At 72.5% G+C, this 22,952-nt stretch carries 24 protein-coding genes; 8 read left to right on the top strand and 16 right to left on the bottom strand.

Features of this window, described 5'->3' with window-relative positions; translation table 11 throughout:
* From ACIGXE_RS36150 to ACIGXE_RS36095, 12 genes are all read right to left on the bottom strand, one after another.
* Window positions 1-1,219 (bottom strand): homocysteine S-methyltransferase family protein (locus tag ACIGXE_RS36150; protein ID WP_399754343.1); only part of this gene is annotated, 1,219 nt, incomplete at its 3' end.
* 62 nt (window positions 1,220-1,281) lie between these two features.
* Window positions 1,282-2,265, bottom strand: a complete 984-nt coding sequence (locus tag ACIGXE_RS36145) for a carbohydrate kinase family protein (protein ID WP_399754339.1) — start codon at window positions 2,263-2,265, stop codon at window positions 1,282-1,284.
* Between the two features lie 17 nt (window positions 2,266-2,282).
* On the bottom strand, window positions 2,283-3,518 hold the full coding sequence (gene metK / locus ACIGXE_RS36140; RefSeq protein ID WP_399754337.1) for a methionine adenosyltransferase: 1,236 nt from the start codon (window positions 3,516-3,518) through the stop codon (window positions 2,283-2,285).
* The gene (locus ACIGXE_RS36135) at window positions 3,515-3,769 is read right to left on the bottom strand and encodes a phosphopantetheine-binding protein (protein ID WP_399754335.1); all 255 of its coding nucleotides are present in this window, start codon (window positions 3,767-3,769) and stop codon (window positions 3,515-3,517) included. Before ACIGXE_RS36135 ends, metK begins: the two co-directional genes overlap by 4 nt.
* 32 nt (window positions 3,770-3,801) lie before the next feature.
* Window positions 3,802-4,248, bottom strand: coding sequence for a holo-ACP synthase (gene acpS, locus ACIGXE_RS36130; RefSeq protein WP_399754334.1), 447 nt, complete (start codon window positions 4,246-4,248; stop codon window positions 3,802-3,804).
* A gap of 1 nt (window position 4,249) precedes the next feature.
* Window positions 4,250-5,137 (bottom strand): hypothetical protein, encoded by an 888-nt coding sequence (locus ACIGXE_RS36125; RefSeq protein ID WP_399754332.1) that lies wholly within the window; start codon window positions 5,135-5,137, stop codon window positions 4,250-4,252.
* A gap of 40 nt (window positions 5,138-5,177) precedes the next feature.
* Window positions 5,178-6,071, bottom strand: a complete 894-nt coding sequence (locus ACIGXE_RS36120; protein ID WP_399754330.1) for a diiron oxygenase — start codon at window positions 6,069-6,071, stop codon at window positions 5,178-5,180.
* A 49-nt stretch (window positions 6,072-6,120) separates the two neighbouring features.
* A complete protein-coding gene (locus ACIGXE_RS36115) occupies window positions 6,121-7,164 on the bottom strand; it encodes a class I SAM-dependent methyltransferase (RefSeq protein WP_399754328.1) in 1,044 nt (347 codons plus the stop codon).
* Window positions 7,161-8,003: a class I SAM-dependent methyltransferase gene (locus tag ACIGXE_RS36110; RefSeq protein ID WP_399754326.1), complete on the bottom strand. Its 843-nt coding sequence runs from the start codon at window positions 8,001-8,003 to the stop codon at window positions 7,161-7,163. The genes ACIGXE_RS36115 and ACIGXE_RS36110 overlap by 4 nt, the downstream gene beginning before the upstream one ends.
* 74 nt (window positions 8,004-8,077) lie before the next feature.
* Entirely contained in the window at window positions 8,078-8,623 is a 546-nt protein-coding gene (locus ACIGXE_RS36105; RefSeq protein WP_399754324.1) for a MaoC family dehydratase, read from the bottom strand.
* 89 nt (window positions 8,624-8,712) lie between these two features.
* Window positions 8,713-9,882 (bottom strand): trans-sulfuration enzyme family protein, encoded by a 1,170-nt coding sequence (locus ACIGXE_RS36100; RefSeq protein WP_399754323.1) that lies wholly within the window; start codon window positions 9,880-9,882, stop codon window positions 8,713-8,715.
* Between the two features lie 224 nt (window positions 9,883-10,106).
* Window positions 10,107-11,549, bottom strand: coding sequence for an MFS transporter (locus ACIGXE_RS36095; protein ID WP_399754321.1), 1,443 nt, complete (start codon window positions 11,547-11,549; stop codon window positions 10,107-10,109).
* A 199-nt stretch (window positions 11,550-11,748) separates the two neighbouring features.
* Between ACIGXE_RS36095 and ACIGXE_RS36090 the strand changes: the two genes are divergently transcribed.
* A complete protein-coding gene (locus ACIGXE_RS36090) occupies window positions 11,749-12,441 on the top strand; it encodes a hypothetical protein (protein ID WP_399754319.1) in 693 nt (230 codons plus the stop codon).
* A gap of 81 nt (window positions 12,442-12,522) precedes the next feature.
* Complete coding sequence (locus ACIGXE_RS36085) at window positions 12,523-13,098, top strand: lipocalin family protein (protein WP_399754318.1); 576 nt, start codon at window positions 12,523-12,525, stop codon at window positions 13,096-13,098.
* 31 nt (window positions 13,099-13,129) lie between these two features.
* Here ACIGXE_RS36085 and ACIGXE_RS36080 read toward each other — a convergent pair whose 3' ends face one another.
* Window positions 13,130-13,540: a glyoxalase/bleomycin resistance/extradiol dioxygenase family protein gene (locus tag ACIGXE_RS36080; RefSeq protein WP_399754316.1), complete on the bottom strand. Its 411-nt coding sequence runs from the start codon at window positions 13,538-13,540 to the stop codon at window positions 13,130-13,132.
* Between the two features lie 65 nt (window positions 13,541-13,605).
* On the opposite strand from ACIGXE_RS36080, the gene ACIGXE_RS36075 reads away from it, so the two are divergent.
* From ACIGXE_RS36075 to ACIGXE_RS36065, 3 genes are all read left to right on the top strand, one after another.
* Window positions 13,606-14,067, top strand: a complete 462-nt coding sequence (locus tag ACIGXE_RS36075; RefSeq protein WP_399754315.1) for a MarR family winged helix-turn-helix transcriptional regulator — start codon at window positions 13,606-13,608, stop codon at window positions 14,065-14,067.
* A 225-nt stretch (window positions 14,068-14,292) separates the two neighbouring features.
* A complete protein-coding gene (locus ACIGXE_RS36070; RefSeq protein WP_399754340.1) occupies window positions 14,293-15,501 on the top strand; it encodes a Cmx/CmrA family chloramphenicol efflux MFS transporter in 1,209 nt (402 codons plus the stop codon).
* Window positions 15,502-15,545: 44 nt separating this feature from the next.
* On the top strand, window positions 15,546-16,559 hold the full coding sequence (locus ACIGXE_RS36065) for a hypothetical protein (protein ID WP_399754313.1): 1,014 nt from the start codon (window positions 15,546-15,548) through the stop codon (window positions 16,557-16,559).
* A gap of 75 nt (window positions 16,560-16,634) precedes the next feature.
* On the opposite strand, the gene ACIGXE_RS36060 is transcribed toward ACIGXE_RS36065, so the two are convergent.
* Together ACIGXE_RS36060 and ACIGXE_RS36055 are read right to left on the bottom strand one after the other, a co-directional pair.
* The gene (locus ACIGXE_RS36060; protein WP_399754312.1) at window positions 16,635-16,931 is read right to left on the bottom strand and encodes a DUF4031 domain-containing protein; all 297 of its coding nucleotides are present in this window, start codon (window positions 16,929-16,931) and stop codon (window positions 16,635-16,637) included.
* Window positions 16,928-17,284, bottom strand: a complete 357-nt coding sequence (locus ACIGXE_RS36055) for a hypothetical protein (protein ID WP_399754309.1) — start codon at window positions 17,282-17,284, stop codon at window positions 16,928-16,930. The genes ACIGXE_RS36060 and ACIGXE_RS36055 overlap by 4 nt, the downstream gene beginning before the upstream one ends.
* A gap of 206 nt (window positions 17,285-17,490) precedes the next feature.
* Here ACIGXE_RS36055 and ACIGXE_RS36050 point away from each other — a divergent pair, with 206 nt between their 5' ends.
* The 3 genes from ACIGXE_RS36050 (at window position 17,491) to ACIGXE_RS36040 (ending at window position 21,156) form a co-directional block, all read left to right on the top strand.
* Window positions 17,491-18,429 (top strand): MurR/RpiR family transcriptional regulator, encoded by a 939-nt coding sequence (locus ACIGXE_RS36050; protein ID WP_399754308.1) that lies wholly within the window; start codon window positions 17,491-17,493, stop codon window positions 18,427-18,429.
* 19 nt (window positions 18,430-18,448) lie between these two features.
* Window positions 18,449-19,435: an N-acetylmuramic acid 6-phosphate etherase gene (gene murQ, locus ACIGXE_RS36045; protein ID WP_399754307.1), complete on the top strand. Its 987-nt coding sequence runs from the start codon at window positions 18,449-18,451 to the stop codon at window positions 19,433-19,435.
* 134 nt (window positions 19,436-19,569) lie between these two features.
* Window positions 19,570-21,156, top strand: a complete 1,587-nt coding sequence (locus ACIGXE_RS36040; RefSeq protein WP_399754305.1) for a PTS transporter subunit EIIC — start codon at window positions 19,570-19,572, stop codon at window positions 21,154-21,156.
* A gap of 154 nt (window positions 21,157-21,310) precedes the next feature.
* On the opposite strand, the gene ACIGXE_RS36035 is transcribed toward ACIGXE_RS36040, so the two are convergent.
* Window positions 21,311-22,795 (bottom strand): alpha/beta hydrolase, encoded by a 1,485-nt coding sequence (locus tag ACIGXE_RS36035; RefSeq protein ID WP_399754304.1) that lies wholly within the window; start codon window positions 22,793-22,795, stop codon window positions 21,311-21,313.
* Window positions 22,796-22,952 lie beyond the last annotated feature (157 nt).

Raw genomic sequence — 22,952 nt, 5'->3', positions numbered from 1 at the left:
CCAGCTTCTCCAGGCCGGCCCGGATGACCTCGACCTCGGTGGAGTCCAGCACGATCGGCAGGGTGGACGCGGTCGCGAAGCGGCCCGCCAGCTCCGCCATGTCCGCGACACCGTCACGGCCCACGTAGTCGACGCACAGGTCGAGCATGTGCGCGCCCTCACGGATCTGGTCGCGCGCCATCTCGACGCAGTCGTCCCAGCGGCCCTCCAGCATGGCCTCACGGAACTTCTTCGACCCGTTCGCGTTCGTCCGCTCACCGATCGCCAGGTACGACGTGTCCTGCCGGAACGGCACATGGGTGTAGAGCGAGGAGGCGCCGGGCTCCGCCGCCGGGCTCCGGTCCGGTACGGCCGCGCCGCGCACCCGCTCGACGATCTGCCGCAGGTGCTCGGGCGTCGTACCGCAGCAGCCGCCCGCCAGGGCCGGCCCGTAGTCGCGGACGAACGCCTCCTGGGCGTCGGCGAGTTCGGCCGGGGACAGCGGGTAGTGGGCGCCGTCCGAGGTGAGCACGGGCAGGCCCGCGTTCGGCATGACCGAGAGGGGGACACGGGCGTGCCGGGACAGATGGCGCAGGTGCTCGGCCATCTCGGCCGGGCCGGTCGCGCAGTTCAGACCGATCATGTCGATGCCCAGCGGCTCCAGCGCCGTCAGCGCGGCGCCGATCTCCGAACCGAGCAGCATCGTGCCCGTCGTCTCCACCGTCACCTGCACGATCAGCGGCAGGTCGAGCCCGCACCAGTCCAGGGCGCGGCGGGCGCCGATGACGGCCGCCTTCGTCTGGAGCAGGTCCTGCGAGGTCTCGACGAGCAGGGCGTCGGCGCCGCCGCGGATCAGGCCCTCGGCGTTCTGCTGGTAGGCGTCGCGCAGCGGCTCGTACGTGACGTGGCCCAGCGTGGGCAGCTTGGTGCCGGGGCCCATGGAGCCGAGCACCCAGCGGGGGCGGCCGTCCGTGGTCGTGTGCGCGTCGGCGACCTCGCGGGCGATCCGCGCACCGGCCTCGGACAGCTCGTACACACGGTCCTCGATGCCGTACTCGGCGAGCGCGGCGAGGTTGGCGCCGAAGGTGTTGGTCTCCACGCAGTCCACGCCGGCCGAGAAGTAGGCGTCGTGGACGGAGGCGACGATGTCGGGCCGGGTGAGGTTGAGGATCTCGTTGCAGCCCTCCAGCTGCTGGAAGTCCTCCATCGTGGGGTCGGCGGCCTGGAGCATGGTGCCCATCGCCCCGTCGGCCACGACGACCCGGGTGGCGAACTCCTCGCGCAGTGAGCGCCTGCCCTGGCTCACGACAGCCCCCTCAGGTGGGTCAGGAGTTCGGCCGTGCAGCCGACGCCGTACGTCGTCCTGATGCGGTCGAGCAGCGGCTCGCGGTGCAGCAGGTACTCCTGCGTCCCCACGTAGTCGAGGACGGTCGCGGCGACCGCGCAGCCCAGCTGGGCCGCGCACCGCTCCGGCACGCCCCACAGGGTCGCGGCGAGGAAGCCGGCCCGGAAGGCGTCGCCGACGCCGGTGGGGTCGACCACGCCCGCCACCGGCACCGCCGGCACGGCGAGCGGGGCCCGGCCCTCGCCCCGGATGCGGACGCCGGCCTCGCCGTGGGTGGTGACCCAGGTGCCGACACGGCGCAGGACGTCCGGCTCGGTCCAGCCGGTCTTCTCCAGGAGCAGGGCCGTCTCGTACTCGTTGGTGAACAGGTAACGCGCCCCGTCCACCAGTTCCCGCACCTGCCCGCCGTCGAGCCGCGCCAGCTGCTGGGACGGGTCGGCGGCGAAGGGGACCCCGAGCTCGCGGCAGGTGCGGGAGTGCCGCAGCATGGCCTCGGGGTCGTCCGGGGAGACCAGGACCAGTTCCAGACGCCCGGTCCGGGCGAGGACCTCCCGCAGGTCGATCTCGCGGGCCTCGGTCATCGCTCCGGCGTAGAAGGTGGCGATCTGGTTCTGCGCCCGGTCGGTGGTACAGACGAACCGGGCGGTGTGGAGCGACTCGCTGACGCGTACCGAGTCGGTGTCCACACCGTGGTCCTTCAGCCACACCCGGTACGGCTCGAAGTCGGCGCCGACCGCGCCCACGAGGACGGGGCGCAGGCCGAGCACACCGAGCCCGAAGGCGATGTTCGCTGCCACTCCGCCGCGCCTGACCTCCAGGTTGTCGGCGAGGAACGACAGGGAGACCCGGTCGAGCCGGTCGGCGAGCAGCTGCTCGCTGAACCAGCCGGGGAAGGTCATCAGATGGTCGGTCGCGATGGATCCGGTGACAGCGATACGCATGGTGTCCGCAGCTCCCCTCAGAACCTCTTGGCCTTTTGCGCGGCCTGCTTCAGGGCCTCGACACGGTCGGTGCGCTCCCAGGTGAACTCCGGCAGCTCCCGGCCGAAGTGCCCGTACGCCGAGGTGGCCGCGTAGACGGGCCGCTTCAGGTCCAGGTCGCGGATGATCGCGGCCGGCCGCAGGTCGAAGACCTGGCCGACGGCCTCCTGGATGCGCTCGTCGGGCAGCGTGCCCGTGCCGAAGGTCTCGACGAAGAGACCGACCGGCTCGGCCTTGCCGATCGCGTACGCGACCTGCACCTCGCAGCGCTTCGCGAGCCCGGCGGCGACGACGTTCTTCGCGACCCAGCGCATCGCGTAGGCGGCGGAGCGGTCGACCTTCGACGGGTCCTTGCCGGAGAAGGCGCCGCCGCCGTGCCGGGCCATGCCGCCGTACGTGTCAATGATGATCTTGCGACCGGTGAGGCCCGCGTCGCCCATGGGGCCGCCGACCTCGAAGCGCCCGGTCGGGTTCACCAGGAGCCGGTAGCCGTCGGACTCCAGGGTGACGCCCTCCTCGACGAGCTCCTTGAGGACGTGCTCGACGACGTATTCGCGCACGTCGGGGGCGAGCAGGCCCTCGACCGAGATGTCGGCGGCGTGCTGCGAGGAGACGACCACCGTGTCGAGCCGGACCGGCCGGTCGCCGTCGTACTCGATGGTGACCTGGGTCTTTCCGTCCGGCCGCAGGTAGGACATGGTCCCGTTCCGGCGGACCTCGGTCAGCCGGCGCGACAGGCGGTGGGCCAGCGCGATCGGCAGCGGCATCAGCTCGGCCGTGTCGTCGCAGGCGTAGCCGAACATCAGGCCCTGGTCGCCGGCGCCCTGCGCGGCCAGCTCGGCGTCCTCTCCCGTTCGGGCCGCACCCTCCACACGGGACTCGTAGGCGGTGTCGACGCCCTGCGCGATGTCCGGCGACTGGGCGCCGATGGACACCGAGACCCCGCAGGAGGCGCCGTCGAAGCCCTTCGCGGAGGAGTCGTAGCCGATCTCGAGGACGGCGTCGCGGACGAGCTGGGCTATCGGCGCGTACGCGGTGGTGGTGACCTCGCCGGCGATGTGGACCTGGCCGGTGGTGATGAGGGTCTCCACGGCGACCCGGGAGTGGGGGTCCTGGGCCAGGAGCGCGTCGAGGATCGTGTCGCTGATCCGGTCGGCGATCTTGTCGGGGTGTCCTTCGGTGACGGACTCGGAGGTGAAGAGACGGCGGCTCATGCCTGGCCCACCTCCACCTCGGCCTTGAAGAAGTGCTGCTCGATGGCGCCGAGGGTCCGGATGGAGTCGACCTCCAGGGTCTCCATCTGGATCGCGGTGCCGGACTCCTGCTCCAGGAGGAAGACGAACTCGACGAAGGACAGCGAGTCGATGAGCCGGTTCTCGATCAGGTCGAGGTCGGGAGCGATGTCGTCGCGCTCCGGGTGACGCTCGAGGATCCAGTTCTTCACCGTCTGCAGGCCGTCGGCCATGATTGCTCTCTCCTTTGGCTCGCTAGCCACTGCTAGCTACTGCTGGGTACGTAGGGGGTGGTGGCGATGATCGGCGCGGCGACCGCGACGGCGTAGTCCACGTCGTGGCTGATGGACACCGTGATCTCGGTGATCCCGGACTCGGCGGCCATCGCGGCCGCGGGACCGTGCAGTTCCACCAGCGGCCAGCCGCCCTCGGAGCGCCGTACGACGATGTCGGGCCAGGGCAGAAACCTGCCGCGGACGCGCAGCGTCTTGAAGGCCGCCTCCTTCGCCGCGATCCGTCCGCACAGGCTCAGCACGTCGAGCCCGGACGAGGTGCGGCAGTCGGCGAGTTCGCCGGGGGTGAGCATCCGCTCGAAGAACTTCTCCCCGTACTGGGAGAGAAGGCGGCGGACACGGTTGACGGACACGATGTCCATGCCGAGGTTCGCCCACCCCAGGCCGCCCGCCGGCGGGGCGGCGGGACGGGCCGGCACGTCAGATCACCGGCCCGGCCGCGAGACTCGCCTCGGCCCGGACCCGGGCGTTCGCGTCGAGAACCGCCTCGGTGGCGGCCGCCCAGCTGCCGTGCCGACGGGTCAGCGCCGACAGCCACCGCTCCAGGCCGAAGGCGATGCAGCTGGTGAAGGCCGGGCCGCCGTCCTCCAGGGTGATGTCGCAGCGCTCGCCGAAGAAGTTCCGGTGCGTGTTGACCGAGGCGATGGCCAGGTCCTCGTACAGGAACTCGTGCTTCACCGGCGTGAGCCGCTGGAGCAGGGCCTTCGAGCCGCCCTTGTCGAAGAACGGGTCGCAGGCGGCCTCCTTGCGCAGCGGCAGGTCGAGTGCCGCGGCGAAGGCGTGGATCCGGGCGGTGAAGTCCACGAGGTGCTGCTCGGCGTGCTCGCGGCCGCCGAGGGCCACGATCTCCCGCATGCGGAAGCCGAGCTGGCGCCTCATGCCCTCGTAGTGCGTCTCCTTGCGGAAACACCAGGAACAGACGGTGATCAGGGTGTCGTCGGCGACCTGGGTGCCCTGGTGGGTGAGGTAGACGGCGTAGCAGGACGCCGAGGGCAGTCCGAGCGCGGCGGGTTCGAGCGCGGCGGTCGGAAAGCGGCCGGTGTCGGTGTCGAAGGGCGTGGTCGCGCGGCGCTCCAGGTCGAGCGGGGCGGCGACGACGGCCTGGTGGGGGAAGTTGTCGTAGTAGTCGAGCCGGGCCAGGTCGGCGGCGGGGAGCAGCGGGGGCATGGTCATCGGGTGGGCGCCCGCGGCCACTCCCCAGCCCTCGAAGGTCTCGTCGAGGAGCCGCAGCAGGCGGGTCCCCTCCGGGCCCAGGGTGGGCAGTCCCCTGGTCGCCCCGACGGTCTGCTCGGGGGTGGTCATGGTCATGATCGGTGCACCTCTCGGCTGGGAGGTCCCTCGGGGGAGCTCAGACGACGGGCAGGGTGTCGTCGGAGAAGATCCCGGTCTTCAGGAAGAAGGACAGCGGCTTGCGGATCGCCTTGCGCTCGTGCGGGCGGCGGCGCTCGTCGGCGACGAGGGCGTTGCGCAGCGCGAGCGGGTCGGGGATGCCGGCGTCGCGGTACACGTGGGGGTTGTAGAGCGAGTTGACGCTGTAGACCACGTACCGCTTGAGGTACGCCTCGACCTCACGGACCCGGTCGGCGCCGACCGCCTGGCACATGCGCTGGTGGAGCAGCGAGACGAGCTCGCGGCCGAAGGCGATGTGGCGGGACTCGTCCTGGTGGTGGATGCGGTTGACCTCGCGGATGGTGTGGCACAGGGCGTCGTCCTTGGCCATCCGGGAGTTGTAGTGGTCGACCAGCTCCTCGAAGAACAGGATGCGGGTGAAGACCAGGAAGTTCTCGACCTCGGGCTCCCAGGCGGCGTCGGCGCGCATGGCGGTGGAGCCGTAGATCTTGTTGCCGTAGCGGCGGCAGAACTCGGAGAAGAACCACATGTGTTCGTTCTCCTCGCCGATGAAGTGGTGGAAGAAGTCCGAGGGGACCTCGAAGCCGGGCATGTGGATGCGGCCGACGACCTCGATGAGGAGCTCGCGGATGCCGTGCACGTTGAGGCTGTAGAAGTTGATCGACTCCCACTTCGACAGGCGCTGAAGCGTTTCCTCACCGAGGGTGTCGAAGTGCTCCGTGCCGTAGACGGTGAGCAGCTCGGGGGTCATCCAGTAGCGGTTCTCCTCCAGGGTCTCGGGCCACTGGAAGGTCTGGTACGGGTTGTAGTAGTCCTCGACGGAACGCTCGCTGAGGCGCTCGAGCACCTCCATGAACCGGTCGGTGACGGGCAGCGGGGCGGTGACGCCCATGGTGGGACTCCCTCTCTTTTCTGCGCGGTGCGCCTGGGGGCCGGGCGGCTCAGGGGCGGACTTCGTAGACCGCGTTGACCGGGGTCTCGGTGGCGCGCCGCCAGCGGGTGAAGCCGGCCTCCTCGGCGATGGCGCGGAAGGCCTTCTCGCCGGAGTGGTTGCCGAGCGCGTGCGGGCCGCGCTGGGCGACCGCGACGGGCAGGCACATCACGGCCGACAGGGCCATGAACATGCGGGCGGCGGGGGTCTGGGTGTCGATGTCGGCCGGGGAGACGTTCGACTCGACGAGCATCCAGGTCCCGTCCGGGTCCAGCGACTTGTGCACGTGCTGGGCCGCGGCGACCGGGTCGCCCATGTCGTGCAGGGCGTTGAAGAAGCAGACCAGGTCGTAACCGGTGCCCGGGTAGTCGTCGGCGGAGGCGACCTCGAAGACGACCCGGTCGGACAGGCCGGCCTCCTCGGCGAGCTGCCGGGCGATGGAGATCGCCTCTTCGGAGTAGTCGAAGCCGTGGACGGTGGCGTTCGGGAAGGCCTTGGCGATGAGCAGCGTGGTGTGGCCGACGCCGCAGCCGACGTCGGCGACGGTGCCGCCGCCGTTCAGCTTGTCGGTGACCTGGTGCAGCGAGGGCAGCCAGTCCGGGACGAGCTTGTGCTCGTAGGTGGGCTGGAAGAAGGAGCCCATGCCGGTGTCGAGGGCCGCGTCGTGCTCGGCCCAGCCGACGCCGTCGCCGGACCGGTACGCCTCGACGAGCAGGTCCTCGGTGGCGTACAGCGCCTTGAGGGCGGTGAAGAAGCCGGCGGCGAAGGTCACCGCGGACGGGTCCGCGAGCACCTCGACGTGATCGGCGGGCAGCGTGTACGTGAGGGAGCTCGGGTGCCGCTCGACGTACCCGGCGGACAGCTGGGCGTGCAGCCACTCCTCGATGTACCGCTCGTTGGTGCCCGTCCGGTCGGCGAGCTGCCCGGCGGTCAGCGGGCCGTGCTCGGCCAGGGCCTTGTAGAGGCCCAGGCGCTCGCCGAGGGCGACGGTCAGACCGCGCACGGCCGCGCCGGCGTCGGTGATGACCTTCTGGTGGAAGTCGTGGGCGCTCATGCGGCCTTGCCCTCCTCGAACGCGGGGAGATCGCAGGTGAACAGGAAGGAACGGGGCACGCGCGGGACGGAGCGCGCCGGGACCGGGTAGGGCCAGCGGTCGAAGTCGGCGCCGGGCTCACCCGGCTGCTTGACCTCGCGCACGGCCCAGCCGCAGGCGTCGAGCAGCGCCTCGGGCTCCTCGGTGCCGAAGAGCCACGGGTTGCCGTCCTCCTTGAGCGCGCTCATGAAGGTGCGGGCGAGCGGGTTCTCCAGGGCGGCCCGGGAGATGACGTCGCCGAGCAGCACGGAGCCGGGCGCGGCGTGCGCGGACAGCGTCGAGATGAGGGTGCGGACGGCCTCCTCCGGGAGGAAGAACAGCAGGCCCTCGACGACCCACAGGACGGGCTCGTCGCTCCGCCATCCGGCCTCCTTCAGGGGGCCGGTCCAGTCCTGCGTGAGGTCGACCGGAACGGTCACCCGGGTTCGGCCGGCCGGCAGCGGCTCGTCCTTCAGCATCTCGGCCTTGGCCTCCAGCAGGGCCGGGCGGTCGAGCTCGTAGACGGTGACGCCGTCGGGCCAGGGCAGCCGGAAGAACCGGGTGTCCATGCCGGCGGCGAGGAAGACCACCTGGCGGATGCCGCGCTCCTCCACCGCCTTGACGATGGCGCGGTCCAGGTAGGTGGTGCGGATGGCGAGGAACGGCACGATGCCGCCCCCGTCGTAGCGCTCGAGCAGTTCGAAGCCGATCTGGTCGGCGACGGTGCGCGCGTAGGGATCGGCGAACAGCCGGTCCTCGCGCTCGGTCTCCAGGGCGCGCGCGGCGGCGGTCCACTGGGCGGTGCGGGATACGGCCTCCACAGGAGGTCCCCCTTCACTGATGGTTGAGAGAGATTCGGACGGCCGTGCTCAGGGGCTCCGACGACGGGCGGTCGTCAGGCGGTCATGGCCGCTGCGACAGTGCTCTTCGCCGCGCGGGTGCAGCACCCGGCGGGGTCCTCGGCCACGGGCATCGACGACAGACGGCCGGCCTCGGCTCCGGCGGGACGGCGCCGGAAGATGCTGTGCAGGATCATGCTGAACACGGCCGTCCCGTCGGCGGTCACCAGCGTGCACCGCGGTTTGACGGTGCCGGTGGTGGGGTTGAACGGCGACGGGGTGGCGCCGAGGATCTCGACGCGCGCCGTGAGGACGTCCCCGGGACGTACGGGACGCAGATAGCGGACCTCGTCGATGCCGGGCGAGCCCATGCAGGCGCTGTAGGCGAGCAGGCCGTCGACATAGCGGCGCATGAACATCGCCTGGGTGTGGAAGCCGCTGGCGATCAGGCCGCCGAACTGCGAGTCCTTGGCGAGCTCGGGGTCCGTGTGGAAGGGCTGCGGATCGAAGCGCTTTCCGAACTCCAGCACCTCCTCCGCCGTGACGGTGACGGTGCCCAGCTCGTGGACGTCACCGGGCCGGAAGTCCTCGAAGTAGCGCATCGCGCGCCCCCCTTGACCTAGGAGTGGTCGTTCCCTGGCGTCACCCAATCTACGAATCAGTCATTTATTTTGTCAACCCAAAAGAAGCCTCAGGGGAGTGCGCGTTCGATGTCCTCCCACAGGTCCTCGACCCCCTCGATCCCGACCGACATGCGCACCAGTCCGGGCGCTATCCCGGCCTCGGCGAGGGCGGCGGCGTCGAGTTCACGGTGGGAGGTGGAGGCCGGATGGGTCACGAGCGTCTCCACCCCGCCGAGCGAGAGCGCCAGCCTGGCCACCCGCACCCGCTCGATGAAGGCCCGGCCGGCCTCCCGGCCGCCCGCCAGCTCGAAGGAGAGCAGCCCGCCGCCGCCGGACAGCACCTTGCGCGCGAGGGCGTACGAGGGATGGCCCGCGAGCCACGGGTAGTGGACGGCCGTCACCCGCCCGTCCCCCACCAGGCGCTCGGCGAGGACGGCCGCATTGGCGCAGTGCTCGCGCATCCGCAGCGGCAGCGTCGGTATGCCCCGCAGGGTCAGCCAGGCCGCGAACGGGTCGGCGCAGGCGCCCAGTTCGACCGTGCGGGGCCAGACGCGGCGGCGCAGCCCGTCGTCCGCGAACACGGCGGCCCCGCCGAGCACGTCCGAGTGCCCGGCGAGGTACTTGGTGGTGGAGTGCACGACGACGTCCGCGCCCAGCTCGATCGGGCGGCACAGGACGGGCGAGGCGAGCGAGTTGTCCACCAGGCTGGTCACGCCGAGCATGCGGGCGGCGGCCAGCAGGCCCGGCAGGTCCGGGACCTGCCCGGTGGGGTTGGCCACCGTCTCCAGGACGAGCAGCCGGGTGGCGGGGTGCTGGGCGGCCCGCTCGAACTCGGCCACGTCGTCGCCGGAGACGTACGTGACGTGGATGCCGTAGCGCGCGGCCAGGTCCGACAGGACGGCGTACGTCCCGCCGTACAGACAGCGCTGGGCCACCACCCGGTCGCCCGGCTTGAGGAGGGCGAGCAGCACCCCGCTGATCGCCCCCATGCCGGAGGCGAAGGCGATCGCCCCGGCGCCGCCTTCGAGCCCCGCGAGCGTCTGCTCCAGGGCCCGTACGGTCGGATTGCCGCGGCGGCTGTATACGTACGGCCCGTCGGGCCCGGCCATCGCCTCGGCGAGCGCGTCGGCGGAGGAGAAGGCGAAGGCCGAGGAGGGCACGAGGGGCACGGAGAGCGGCCGGCTGCCTTCGGGGAAGGGTGGATGGACGACGTGGACGGCGCGACTGCTCAGATCCATGGGATTCCTTTCGGGGGAGGGACGTCGGGGACACGGAGGAGGTACGGGGTCCCGGTACGGAGGTACGCCGGAAGGCCCGGGTACGGAGGTACGCCGGCAGGCCTGGGTGCGGAGTTACGCCGGAAGGCCTGGGTGCGGAGTTACCCCGGGAGGCCCGGGTACGGAAAAGGGGCCGCCCGACGGCCGGTGAACGGACATCGGGCGGCCCCTCTCGGGACGGCGGGTCAGGCGGCGACCTTGTCGCCCTGCTGCTGCGCGGTGGGGCTCGGCGACTCGGCGGCCAGGGCCTTGTCGCTCTTCATCACCAGGAGGGTGACGACACCGCCGACGGCGGCGATGATCGCCGCGCCGATGAAGGCCGAGGAGAAGCCGTCGGTCAGCTTCGGCAGGTTGCCCAGCTGGTCGGCGCCCTGCGACATGGCGACGGCGGTGAGGGCGGCGAGACCGAGCGCGGAGCCGACGTTGTAGGTGGTGTTGACGATGCCGGAGGCGAGGCCGGCCTGCTCCTGCGGGGCGCCGGACATCGCGGCGATCATCGCCGGGATGTAGGCGAGGGACATGCCGAGCGCGGCGACCAGCGAGGCCGGCAGGACGTCGACGACGAAGGTGCCGGTGGGCTCGACGGCGGACAGCCAGACCAGACCGGCGGCGAGGGCCAGCAGGCCGATGCCGATGAGCGGCTTGGCGCCGAACTTGGCCATGAGCCGGGCGGTGACGGCCGTCATGAAGATCATCAGCAGCACGGTCATCGGGAGCAGCGCGGCACCGGAGGCGAAGGCGCCGTAGCCGAGGACCTGCTGGAGGTAGAGGTTGAGGAAGTACCACATCGGGATCCAGGCGGCGCCGAGCAGCGTCATCGACAGGTTCGCCGAGCCGAGGCGCGGGACCCGCCACACGCTGAGCGGCATGAGCGGCTCGCGGACGGACTTCTGGATCACGAAGAAGAGGGCGAGGAGGGCGACGGCGCCGACCAGCTCCAGGATGGTGGCGGTGGCGCCCCAGCCGACCTCGGGGGCGCGGACGACCGCGAAGACGGCCAGCGCGAGACCGGCGGTGACGGCGACGGCGCCGAGGACGTCGACGGAGCCGCGGCGGGACTCGACGTTCGGGAGCAGCTTGGTGGCGGCGAGGGTGGCGAGGCCGATCGGGATGTAGATGATGAAGACCCACTGCCAGGCGGCCCACTCGGTGAAGACGCCGCCGAGGAAGACGCCCGCGGTGCCGCCGGCCGGGGCGGCCGCGCCGTAGAGCGCCATCGCCTTGCCGAGCTCACGCGGGTCGTGCATGAAGAGCATCATCAGCAGGGTCATGGCGGAGGGCGCGATGAGCGCACCGCCGACGCCCTGGACGGCGCGACCGGCGATCTCGACCCAGGCGGTCTGCGCGGCGGCCGCGAGGACCGAGCCGGCGATCATGATCGCCCAGCCGGAGACGAAGATCCTGCGGGCCCCGACGAGGTCGGAGAGACGTCCGCCGAGGAGCAGCAGTCCGCCGAAGACGATGACGTAGGCGTTGAACACCCACTGGAGCTCGCCCTGCGAGAAGCCGAGGTCCTTCTGCATCTCGGGAAGCGCGACGCCGATGATCGAGGTGTCCATGATGACCATGAACTGCGCGGCGGCGAGCACGACAAGTGCCCACCAGCGCCGGGGATTGACGGTTGACATTTGCCCTGCACCCTTCGCTCGCGATGACGGTGACATACCCTGGGGATATACCCCTGGGGGGTACCTGCGTGGAGCACCGTAGCATACCCATGGGGGGTATGTAAGGGTGAGATGAGGAGGGGTGACGGGGCGGAATCGAGCCAAGGGGAGGGCGCGCCTCCGCGGGCCGGGGACACCCGGCGGGCGGCAGAATGCGCCCATGACCGCCGAGCTGACCGCATCCCAGGAACAGGACCTCCTCGCGCGCTGGGCCGCGACCCTGCACGCCGCCCGCGCCGGCCGGGAGGGCCCGGACCCGCTCCCGTACGGCCGGAACCTGCTGACCCGCTGGACCGAGCCGCAGCGCAGGTACCACACCGCGACGCACCTGCGGGCGGTCCTCGACCGCATCGACGAGATCGCCGAAAAGGGCGGCGAGGGAGGCGAGTTGGAGCTCGTCCGGCTCGCCGCCTGGTTCCACGACGCGGTCTACCGGCCGGACCGCTCGGAGAACGAGGAACGCTCGGCCGCCCTGGCCGAAAAGGCCCTGGCCGAGGCCGGCCTGACCCCGCGCGAGATCGCCGAGGTCGCCCGCCTGGTCCGGCTCACCGTGACCCACGACCCGGCCCCCGGGGACCTCAACGGCGAGACCCTGTGCGACGCGGACCTCGCGATCCTGGCCGCCGACCTCGATACCTATACGGGGTATGCGGCGGCGGTCCGCGAGGAGTACGCCTTCGTCCCGGAGGACGCCTTCCGCGAGGGCCGCGCCGCGGTGCTCCGCCATCTGCTGGCCCTGCCCCAGCTGTTCCGCACGCCGTACGGGGCGGCCGTCTGGGAGGAGCGGGCGCGGGAGAACCTGGAACGGGAGCTGGCCGAACTGACGGCGCCGGACGCGACGCCGGGCGGGTAGGGGCGGCACCGCCGCCGTCGGCGGCCCCAACCCGGCGCTGTACTCTGCCCGTTGATCATGATTGGCATGAACGGGGAAAACATGAGTCTGCGTGATGTCCGAGCGGTGACCCGAGTGGTGGGCCGCCGAACGGCCCTGCGTTATCTGGCCCTCGGCGTCGGAGCGTCCCTGGTCGCCGCCTGCAAGAGCGAGAGCACGACCGACGGACCGAACGGGATCACCGGCGGACAGCCGGCGCCGACGGTGACCGGCCGGGCCCTCGCCGCCTTCATGCGCGGCACATGGTCCGTCACGGCGGAGATCGGCAACGAGGACCCCGCCACCTTCACCGCGGTCATCGACGACGGCGTCTGGACCCTGAACTTCGGCGAGGGCCAGTCCTCGAAGGGCACCTGGGCCCTGTCCGGCGGCCGGCTGTCCCTGCAGGTCCCCGAGAGGATCGGCAGCGAGGACCAGGGCGACATGGAGGAGGCCGCGGCCACGAACCTGCCCGCGAGCTTCGGCGACTCCCTCTCCCTGCTCCTCCCCTGGCAGCCGCCCGGCGCCTCCGGCAGCAGCGGCGGCGAGAACCTCAGCGTGGACTACGCCAACAACGTCCTGCGCGTCCGGCACATCGAGGGTGACAACACGAACACCTTCACCTGCACCCGGGCCTGACCACGGCCGGCGCCGCCGGCCGGTGCGCGCGTCAGTAGGACTGAAGCTCGATCAGGCGCCCCTCCGGGTCCCGGAGGTGGGCGCTGCGCAGGTTCGGTCCCCACGCGGGCCGGTCGGCGGGCGCGGCGACGGCGAGGCCGCCGCGCTCCTCGCAGAGGGCGAAGCCCCGGTCGACGTCGTCGACCCGCAGGACGAGCATCGCGTCGTCCTGCGCCGGGACGGCCGGGCGGCCGGGCAGGTCGGCGGTGCCGAGGGCCGCGGCCATCGCGGTGCGGGCGAAGAGGGAGAGGACGGCCTCGTCGTCGCGGTCCCAGTTGGCGTACGGGCCCTCCGGGCCGCCCTTGGCCAGGCGCGCGCCGGCGAGGGACGGCAGCACGGCGTCGTAGAAGCGGAAGCAGGCGGCGAAGTCGGCGACGAGCAGACGGGGATAAGGGCGATCCACGGTGTCCTCCCGAGCAGAAATAGCGGGTCCGCACCCACTATAGGTGTGCACCCTAGAATTCGGTCATGGATTCCGCCCGCTCGGCCCCGCCCTCCCTGCTCGACCTGAGCACCTACCTCCTCTCCCGGGTCGGCAAGACCGCCCGTGGCCGCCTCGCCGACCGGCTGGCCCGGCGCGGGATGCGGCTGTGGGACATGGCAGTGCTCGCCGCCCTGGCCGACTTCGGCCCGCACGCCCAGCGCGATCTGTGCGTACGGCTCGGGATCGACGCCAGCGACATGGCCAAGGTCGTCGAGCAGCTGGCCTGCGCCGGTTACGTGGAGCGGGCGCGCGACGCGAAGGACCGCCGCCGCGTGTCCGTCTCCCTCACCCCGGCCGGCCGGACGGCCCTCACGGAACTGGACGCGGAGGCCCGCTCCGTACAGGACGAGGTACTGGCCCCGCTCACGCCGGAGGAGCGCCGGCTCCTGCAGGAGCTGCTGCTGCGGGTCCACGGGGGGATCCCGGACGGGGAGCGGCAGCCCTAGGGAGTGTCCGGAAGGTCCCGTCTGGCTCGCGACGCACGATCGCCCCGACGCGCAAGGCGAGGCCCGCGCGATCGGGGGTCCGGCCCCCGTCCCGCATGCCGAGACGCGCGGGCGGCGGGGAATGACAGGAACGATCACCAGGTTGCCCATGTCATGCCGACGACCGAGCCCGATGCCACTCCGCCCGCCCGGACCGCCACCCCCGCCAGCACGCCCGCCGCCCGCATGCCCCTGGCCGTCTACATCCTGGGGCTGTCCGTCTTCGCGCTCGGCACGAGCGAATTCATGCTCTCCGGGCTGCTGCCGCCCATCGCGGAGGACATGCACGTCTCGATCCCCCGCGCCGGACTGCTCATATCGGCGTTCGCCATCGGCATGGTCGTCGGCGCCCCCCTGCTCGCCGTCGCCACCCTGCGGCTGCCCCGTAAAACCACGCTCGTCGCACTGATCAGCGTCTTCGGACTCGGCCAGGTCGCCGGCGCGCTCGCGCCGAACTACGCCGTGCTCTTCGCGTCCCGCGTGGTGAGCGCGCTCGCCTGCGCCGGGTTCTGGGCGGTCGGAGCGGCCGTCGCCATCGCGATGGTGCCGGTCGGGGCGCGGGCCCGGGCCATGGCCGTGATGATCGGCGGACTGTCGATCGCCAACGTGCTCGGCGTCCCGGCCGGCGCCTTCCTCGGCGAACACCTCGGCTGGCGCTCCGCCTTCTGGGCCGTCGGCGTCGCCTCGGCGATCGCCCTCGTCGGCGTGATCACCCGCATCCCGCACATCCCGCTGCCCGACACCCGGCCGCGGCTCAGGAGCGAGCTGGTCATCTACCGCGACCGGCAGGTGCTGCTGTCCGTCCTGATCACCGCGCTCGCCGCCGGCGGCGTCTTCTGCGCCTTCTCGTACCTCGCCCCGCTGCTCACCGACGTCGCCGGCCTCGACGAGGGATGGGTCTCCGCCGTCCTCGCGCTCTTCGGCATCGGCGCCCTCATCGGCACGTACATCGGCGGCCGCGTCGCCGACGCCCACCTGTTCGGCGTGCTGCTCAGCGGCATCACCGCGTCGACGGTCTTCCTGGTCGCCCTGGCCCTGTTCGCGTCGAGCCCGGTCGTCACGATCGCCCTGACCTTCCTCCTCGGCGTCTCCGCCTTCTACACCGCGCCCGCACTCAACGCCCGCATGTTCAACGTGGCCGGCGCCGCCCCCACCCTGGCGGGCGCCACCACCACCGCCGCCTTCAACCTCGGCAACACCGGCGGCCCCTGGCTCGGCGGCGCGGTCATCGACGCGGGCCTCGGCTTCGCGTCCCCCGCCTGGGCGGGCGCCGCCATGACCGTCCTGGGCCTCGGCACGGTCGCGCTGTCCCTCCGCCTGACGAAGACCCCGTCCCGCATCGTGACCAGGTCCTCGACCCCGACCCCGGACCGGTCCCGCGTATCGTCTCGCTGACCCTCCGCCTGGAGGCGTACACGTCAACGAGAGCAGGACCTTCCGTGCGATTCAGTACCCTCCGTGCCGTCGTCGCGGCGGCCGGGGCGCTCCTTCTCGGCGGCGCGGGCGCGGTGTTCACCGCCCCGCCCGCGAGCGCCGTGTCCGGTGATTTCACGTACGAGGTGACCCGCAACGCCGACACCTACCTGGACGTGCCCGGCACCGAGATCGCCTTCGACGCCACGGCCGGGGAGCGCTCGTTCCTCTGGTCGCGCTACTTCTCCACCGAGCCGGTCGACGCCCTCTCCGCCGGCGACAACATCGGCAACACCTTCGCCATCCGCTGCCGCGACGCCGACGGCACCGCGCTGCCCGCCGGCACCGAGGCCGGCTCCTACTGGGCCGCCAATCTGGTGCCTCCGGGCGAGGCGAAGCTGACCGCCGCCCTGCGCTGGGTGTTCGTCGCCCCCGCCGACGGCAGCTACACCTGCCGGCTCTCCGTCGTCTCGTACTCCTCGGTCATCGTGAACGGCCGTACGGTCACCATGCGCGTCCCGGCCGGCGCCGAACTCGCCCGCCAGACCGCGCCCGTCTACAACGACATGCCCCGCTGGACCCTGCTCGCGGGCAGCGGCACCACCGTCGCCCGGGGCGCCACCGCCACCACCCTCGGCTACACGGTCACCCCGACCACCGGCAACCGCGTCTCCCTCTACCAGGACGCGGCCCTGTCGACCTGCGCGGCCGGCTCCTCGATCTGCTCCGGCGGCACCACCGCCTACGACGGCACCGTCGTCGAGACCTGGGTCGAGGCCCAGCCCCGCAACGCCGACGGCTCCCTGTGCGGCGGGCCGATCGCGGGCCCGGTCTCGCGCTGGAACATCACCAACGCCAAGCACCACCAGACCGCGGCGAACACCCTCACCCTGACCACCGCCCAACTCGGCGGCTGCACCCAGGTCCGCACGACGCTGAAGGTGCGCAACGTGGACGGCAACCCGGTCAAGATCCACGACGGCTACGCCTCCGGCACGATCGCGGCCACCCACGGCAGCGCCATCAGCTACACCGTCTGACAGCTACACCGTCCGACACGGAGCCGCACCGACGGAGCGAGCCGCACCGACGGGCCCGGCGGCTCCCCGGGCCGCCTACACGTCGTGGCGCGGCAGCGTCTCCCCCTGCGCCGGCCGTCCCTTCGGGCGGCGCAGGCCCGCCGCGGTGAGGCGGAGGAGGAGTTCCTTCGAGCCGACCTCCACCGCACCGGCGGCCACCGCCGAGGCGTAGCGGTCGGAGGGGATGTCGTAGTGGTCGCGCTCGAAGGCGCGGGGCGGGCAGCCGATGCCGGCGGCGAAGGCGTGCAGCTCCTCGAAGGAGACGTCGCTGACCAGGTGCGACCACATGCGACCGTGACCCGGCCAGGTGGGCGGGTCGATGTAGAGAGTCACGTGAGGCCGCCCACCGGGGCGACCACCACTCCTTGCTTGCCGCAGACCCAGTGCGGGTCGGGGCCCATCTCCGGTTCGACGTCGAGAGCGTGCGGGTCGCCGGACGCGCAGACCGGGCAGAGCGGCCAGCGGCCGTACCGTTCGAGCAGGGCGTCCTGGACGTCCTGCGCTACCAGGCCGGCCACGAAGGCCCGGCCCTCGGGCCACTGCTCCACCCACCAGCGGCGGTGGGCGACGGCGTCCTCCACCATCGAGACGACCTCGGCCATGGCGACCTCGCGGGCCACCAGGTCGGCGAGAACCAGGGCGCGGGCGGCATGGAGAGCCTGTTCCACGGGGTCGATGTCGTCCATGTTCACATTCTGCGCCCCTGGTCGGCGCAGGACCAATGTCCTGCCTGGGTCCTGCCCGGTGAGCCGACCGATGTACCGACCCAGGCGCGACCGATATGCCGACCCACGTGCTGGAGGTTTCCTGCGGCGGGGCGGGGTTTCCCGGGCGGCCTCCGCACGGTCCCCGGGGTCTTGACGCACCCCCTGACCGAAAATATCTTTCACATGTGACCAATGAAGTGAAGGAAAGTTTCACCAGCGCGGGCACCGCGGGGCACGCCGCCGCCCCGCCCGCGCCCGCCGCGCTCGCGGCCAAGGTGCGCACCCTCGCCCCCTCCATGACCCGCTCCATGCAGCGGGTCGCCGAGGCCGTCGCCGGCGACCCGGCCGGCTGCGCCGCCCTCACGGTCACCGGTCTCGCCGAGCTCACCGGCACCAGCGAGGCGACCGTCGTGCGCACCGCGCGCCTCCTCGGCTACCCCGGCTACCGCGACCTGCGCCTCGCCCTCGCCGGCCTCGCCGCCCAGCAGCAGTCGGGCCGCGCCCCCTCCGTCACCGCCGACATCGCCGTCGACGACCCCGTCGCCGACGTCGTCGCCAAGCTCGCCTACGACGAGCAGCAGACCCTCGCCGACACCGCCGCCGGACTCGACACCGTCCAGCTCGGCGCCGCCGTCGCCGCCCTCGCCGCCGCCCGCCGCATCGACATCTACGGCGTCGGCGCCTCCGGCCTGGTCGCCCAGGACCTCGGGCAGAAGCTGCTCCGCATCGGGCTCGTCGCGCACGCCCACAGCGACCCGCACCTGGCCGTCACCAACGCCGTGCAGCTCCGCTCCGGCGACGTCGCCATCGCCATCACCCACTCCGGCTCGACCGGCGACGTCATAGAACCGCTGCGGGTCGCGTTCGACCACGGCGCCACGACCGTGGCCATCACCGGCCGCCCGGACGGCCCGGTGACCCAGTACGCCGACCACGTGCTGACCACCTCCACCGCCCGCGAGAGCGAACTGCGCCCCGCGGCGATGTCGTCCCGCACCAGCCAACTCCTGGTCGTGGACTGCCTCTTCACCTGCGTCACCCAGCGTACGTACGAGACGGCGGCCCCTGCCCTCGCGGCCTCGTACGAAGCCCTGGCGCACCGCCACACCCCCCGCACCCGCTGAACCACGAGAGAGCCGCCCCGTGTCCACCACGTACTCCGAACTGCGCGCCCAGCTCGCCACGCTGACCACCGAGGCGTTCCGTCCCGAGCTCGCCGACATCGACCGGCTGCCCACCGCCGAGATCGCCGCGCTCATGAACCAGGAGGACCAGACCGTCCCCGCCGCCGTGGCCCGGCAGCTCCCGGCCATCGCCGCCGCGATCGACGCCACGGCCGAGCGGATGGCGCGCGGCGGACGCCTCGTCTACCTCGGCGCCGGCACCGCCGGACGGCTCGGCGTGCTCGACGCCAGCGAGTGCCCGCCCACCTTCAACACCGACCCTTCCCAGGTCGTCGGCCTCATCGCCGGCGGCCCCGCCGCCATGGAGCGGGCCGTCGAGGGCGCGGAGGACTCCAAGGAACTGGCGGTGCAGGATCTGACCGGGCTCGGGCTGACCCCCGACGACACCGTGGTCGGCATCTCCGCCTCCGGCCGCACCCCGTACGCCATCGGCGCCGTGGAACACGCGCGCGCTCTCGGCGCCCTGACCATCGGACTGTCCTGCAACGCGGACAGCGCGCTGGCCGCGGCCGCCGAGCACGGCATCGAGGTCGTGCCCGGGCCCGAACTCCTCACCGGCTCCACCCGGTTGAAGGCGGGCACCGCCCAGAAGCTCGTCCTCAACATGATCTCGACGATCACCATGATCCGGCTCGGCAAGACCTACGGAAACCTGATGGTCGACGTCCGCGCCTCCAACGACAAGCTCCAGGCCCGCTCGCGCCGCATCGTGGCCCTCGCCACCGGCGCGCCGGACGAGCAGATCGAGACCGCCCTCGCCGCCGCCGACGGAGAGGTGAAGACCGCGATCCTGATGCTCCTCGCCGGCATCGACGCCAAGGCCGCCGAGCGGCGGCTCCAGGACTCCCGGGGGCACCTGCGCGCGGCACTGCACGCACCGGCAGATCCCACGGGCCCCGCTGAGCCCACGGGCCCCGCTGAGCCCACCGAGCCCACGGGTCACTGAGCCCACGCGTCACCACGCCACGCGTCACCGAGCCCACGCGTCACTGAGCCACCGGCCGCCGAGTCCACCTTGCCCACCCCGTCCGCCTCCGGGCCTCCGCGGGGACCCCCCTCACAGCAAGGCACCACCGCACCATGAGCACAGACGACAAGAACCGCGCCATCGCCGCCGCGATCCTCCCCCTCGTCGGCGGCGCCGAGAACATCAGCTCCGTGGCCCACTGCATGACCCGGCTCCGGCTGGGTCTGCGGGACCGCTCGCTCGTCCAGGACGAGGCCCTGCGGGCCCTGCCGTCCGTGCTGGGCGTGGTGGAGGACGACACCTACCAGATCGTCCTCGGACCGGGCGCCGTCGCCCGCGTGACCCCCGCCTTCGAGGCCCTGGTCGCCGAGACCGGCCCGCGGCGGCCCACCGCGGAGGAGCCGGCCGACCGGGGCGCGGCGCTCAAAGCCGCGCAGAAGGCGAGGAACGCGACCCCGTTCAAGCTCTTCCTGCGGAAGATCGCGAACATCTTCGTGCCGCTGATCCCCGCCCTCATCGGCTGCGGCGTCATCGCCGGCCTCAACGGCCTGCTCGTCAACCTCGGATGGCTGCCCGGCGTCACCCCGGCGCTCGCCGCCGTCGCGAGCGGCTTCATGGCGCTCATCGCGGTCTTCGTCGGCCACAACACCGCCAAGGAGTTCGGCGGTACGCCCGTCCTCGGCGGCGCGGTGGCGTCCGTCATCGTCTTCGCGGGCGTCGCCAAGGTCGAGGTCTTCGGCCGGCCCCTCTCCCCCGGCCAGGGCGGCGTCCTCGGCGCGCTCGGCGCGGCGGTCCTCGCCGTGTACGTGGAGAAGTGGTGCCGCCGCCGGGTGCCGGAGGCCCTCGACGTCCTGGTCACCCCCACCCTGACCGTGCTGGTCTCCGGCCTGGTCACCGTCTTCGGCCTGATGTTCGTGGCCGGCGCGATCTCCCGGGCCGTCGGCGACTTCGCCGACTGGCTCCTCGCCCACGCGGGCGCCGGAGCCGGCTTCGTCCTGGGCGGTCTGTTCCTGCCGCTGGTGATGCTGGGACTCCACCAGGCCCTCATCCCCGTCCACGCCACGCTCATCGAGCAGCAGGGCTACACGGTGCTGCTCCCGATCCTCGCGATGGCGGGCGCGGGCCAGGTCGGCGCGGCCGTGGCCGTCTACCTGAAACTGCCCCGCAACGGATCCGTCCGCCGCACCGTCAAGTCCGCCCTTCCGGCCGGCTTCCTCGGCGTCGGCGAGCCCCTCATCTACGGCGTCTCGCTCCCGCTGGGCCGCCCCTTCGTCACCGCCTGCGTCGGCGGCGCCTTCGGCGGCGGCTTCGTGGGCCTCTTCGACATGATGGGCGACAAGGTCGGCTCCACGGCCATCGGCCCCTCGGGCTGGGCCCTCTTCCCGCTCCTCGACGGCGACAAGGGCCTGGGGACGACGATCGCGATCTACGCGGGCGGGCTGCTCGTCGGCTACGTGGTGGGCTTCCTGGCCACGTACTTCTTCGGCTTCAGCCGCGCGCTCCTGGACGAGTTCGACGTGGAGACGGACGCCGTCGGATCGGGTCCACGGCCCGCTCCGACCGGCCCGACCCGCGCGCACGGCACGGGCGGGGGCGGGGGCGGGAGCGGGAGCGGGGGCGGGGGCGGGAGCACGGATGCTGCCTCAGGTGCCGGTCCTGCCCCGGGTACGGATCCGTACCCGGCCCCCGCGAAGGCCTAGCGCCGGTCCGCCCACGGCCTCATCGGCCCCGCCCGCTCCGGCCACCCCGGCCAACCCAGCCACCCCAGCCACCCCGGCCACCCCGGCCAACCCGGCCAACCCGGCCAACCCAGCCAACCCGGCCACCCCACCTGCCCCGACCAAGCCGGCCGCCTCAGCAGTTCACATCGGTGGCCGGGCGCTCCCCCGTCAGCAGGAAGCGGGTGACCGTCCGGTCGCCGCAGGCGTTGCCGTTGCCCAGGTACATGCCGTGGCCGCCGTGGTCGACGGAGACCAGGCGGGCCTTGGCGCCGAGGGCCGCGCGCATCTTCAGGCCCTCGGAGTGCGGGGTGGCGGGGTCGCGGAGGCTCTGGATCATGAGGATGTTGGAGGGCCCGTCAGCGGTGAGGCGGGTGGGCTTCTCGACCGGGCCGCCCTTCCAGAAGGAGCAGGGCGTGATGTTGTACGGCATGCCGGCGGTCAGCGGGTGCGCGGCCCGGTCGGCGGCCACGGCCCGCTCGTAGGAGCGCACCGAGCCGCGCCACTTCACGTCGTTGCAGATCACGCCGACGGTCACGGTGGCGTCGGGGTCGGGCATCGGGCCGGCCAGCATGGGCGGGAGCACCGGCGTCTCGCCGGGGGTGCTCGCCTGCCGGACCAGCTGGGCGAAGCCCTCGAAGGCGGAGTCGGAGTAGAGGGCGCTCTGCAGGGCCTGGCGCAGCAGGGTGCCGGTCAGCGGCACGCCCGGCGTGGTCGTCGGCTTCGGCTCCCGGTCCAGGCGGGCGGCCAGCTCCACGACCAGCGGGCGGACCTCCTCGGCCGTCGGCGCGAGCCGCAGCCCCGCCTCGGCCCGGTCCGGGTGGGCCGCCCAGGCGGCGAAGTCGGGGAACCGGTCCTCGGCGCCCCGCGCCATGCCGCGCAGCCAGCCCTGGGCGACCGTCCTCGGGTTCGGGTCGGCGCTGCTGTCGAGGACGACGCGGTCGGTGCGCCGCGGGAACTTCTGGGCGTACTGGGCGGTGACGTAGGTGCCGTAGGAGACGCCCCACGCCGACAGCTTCTCCTCGCCGAGCGCCGCCCGCAGCCGGTCCATGTCCCGGACCTGGTTCGCTGTGGTGAGGCTGCGCAGCTCGGCGCCGCCGTTCCGGGCGCAGGCCTCGGCGACGCGGCGCGAGCGGATGACGTTCTCGTCGATCGACCCGTCGGCGGCCGGCCAGCTGCGCAGGGTCACCAGGTGCCGGTCCTCGGCGGCGAGCCCGCAGTCCGCCTTCATGCTGCCGCCGACACCGCGCGGGTCGAAGGCGACCAGGTCGTACGCCCCGCCCAGCTCCCGTACCAGAGCCGGCCCCTTGGAGGTCAGCCGCTGCACCCCGGATCCGCCGGGCCCGCCGGGCACCACGAACAGCACACCCCGCCGGGCCGCCGGGTCGGCGCTGCGGATCCGGGACACGGCGAGGCCGACCTGGCGCCCGTGGGGATCGGCGTAGTCGAGCGGGACGGTGAGGGTGGCGCACTCCTGGCCGAGGGCCCGGTCGCCGCACGCGGCCCAGGTCAGGGCGGGCGCGGCGGGTGCCGCCGGGGTGGCGTGGGCGGCGGTCGCCGTGGGGGCGAGGGCGGCGGAGGCGAGGGCGAGCGTGAGCGCGATGCCTGCGGAAGTCGTCATGTGTACAGCCTTGTTGATCGGGCATCAGCTCCCCATCCGGCTGGCACGCGAGCGCGAAGGGGGGCTAGGGTCTGTTGCGAAAGTGGATCTTGTTCGTTCATGATCACGTCTCGTGGGACGTGGAGATCTGACGAATGGCCAGTGGGCCCGGCTTGAG

The sequence above is a fragment of the Streptomyces sp. NPDC053431 genome (assembly GCF_044544925.1).
In the GTDB taxonomy this organism is placed as follows: Bacteria; Actinomycetota; Actinomycetes; order Streptomycetales; family Streptomycetaceae; genus Streptomyces.
Note: the sequence above shows the minus strand (reverse complement) of the source record. Positions and strands in the feature narration are given on the sequence as shown.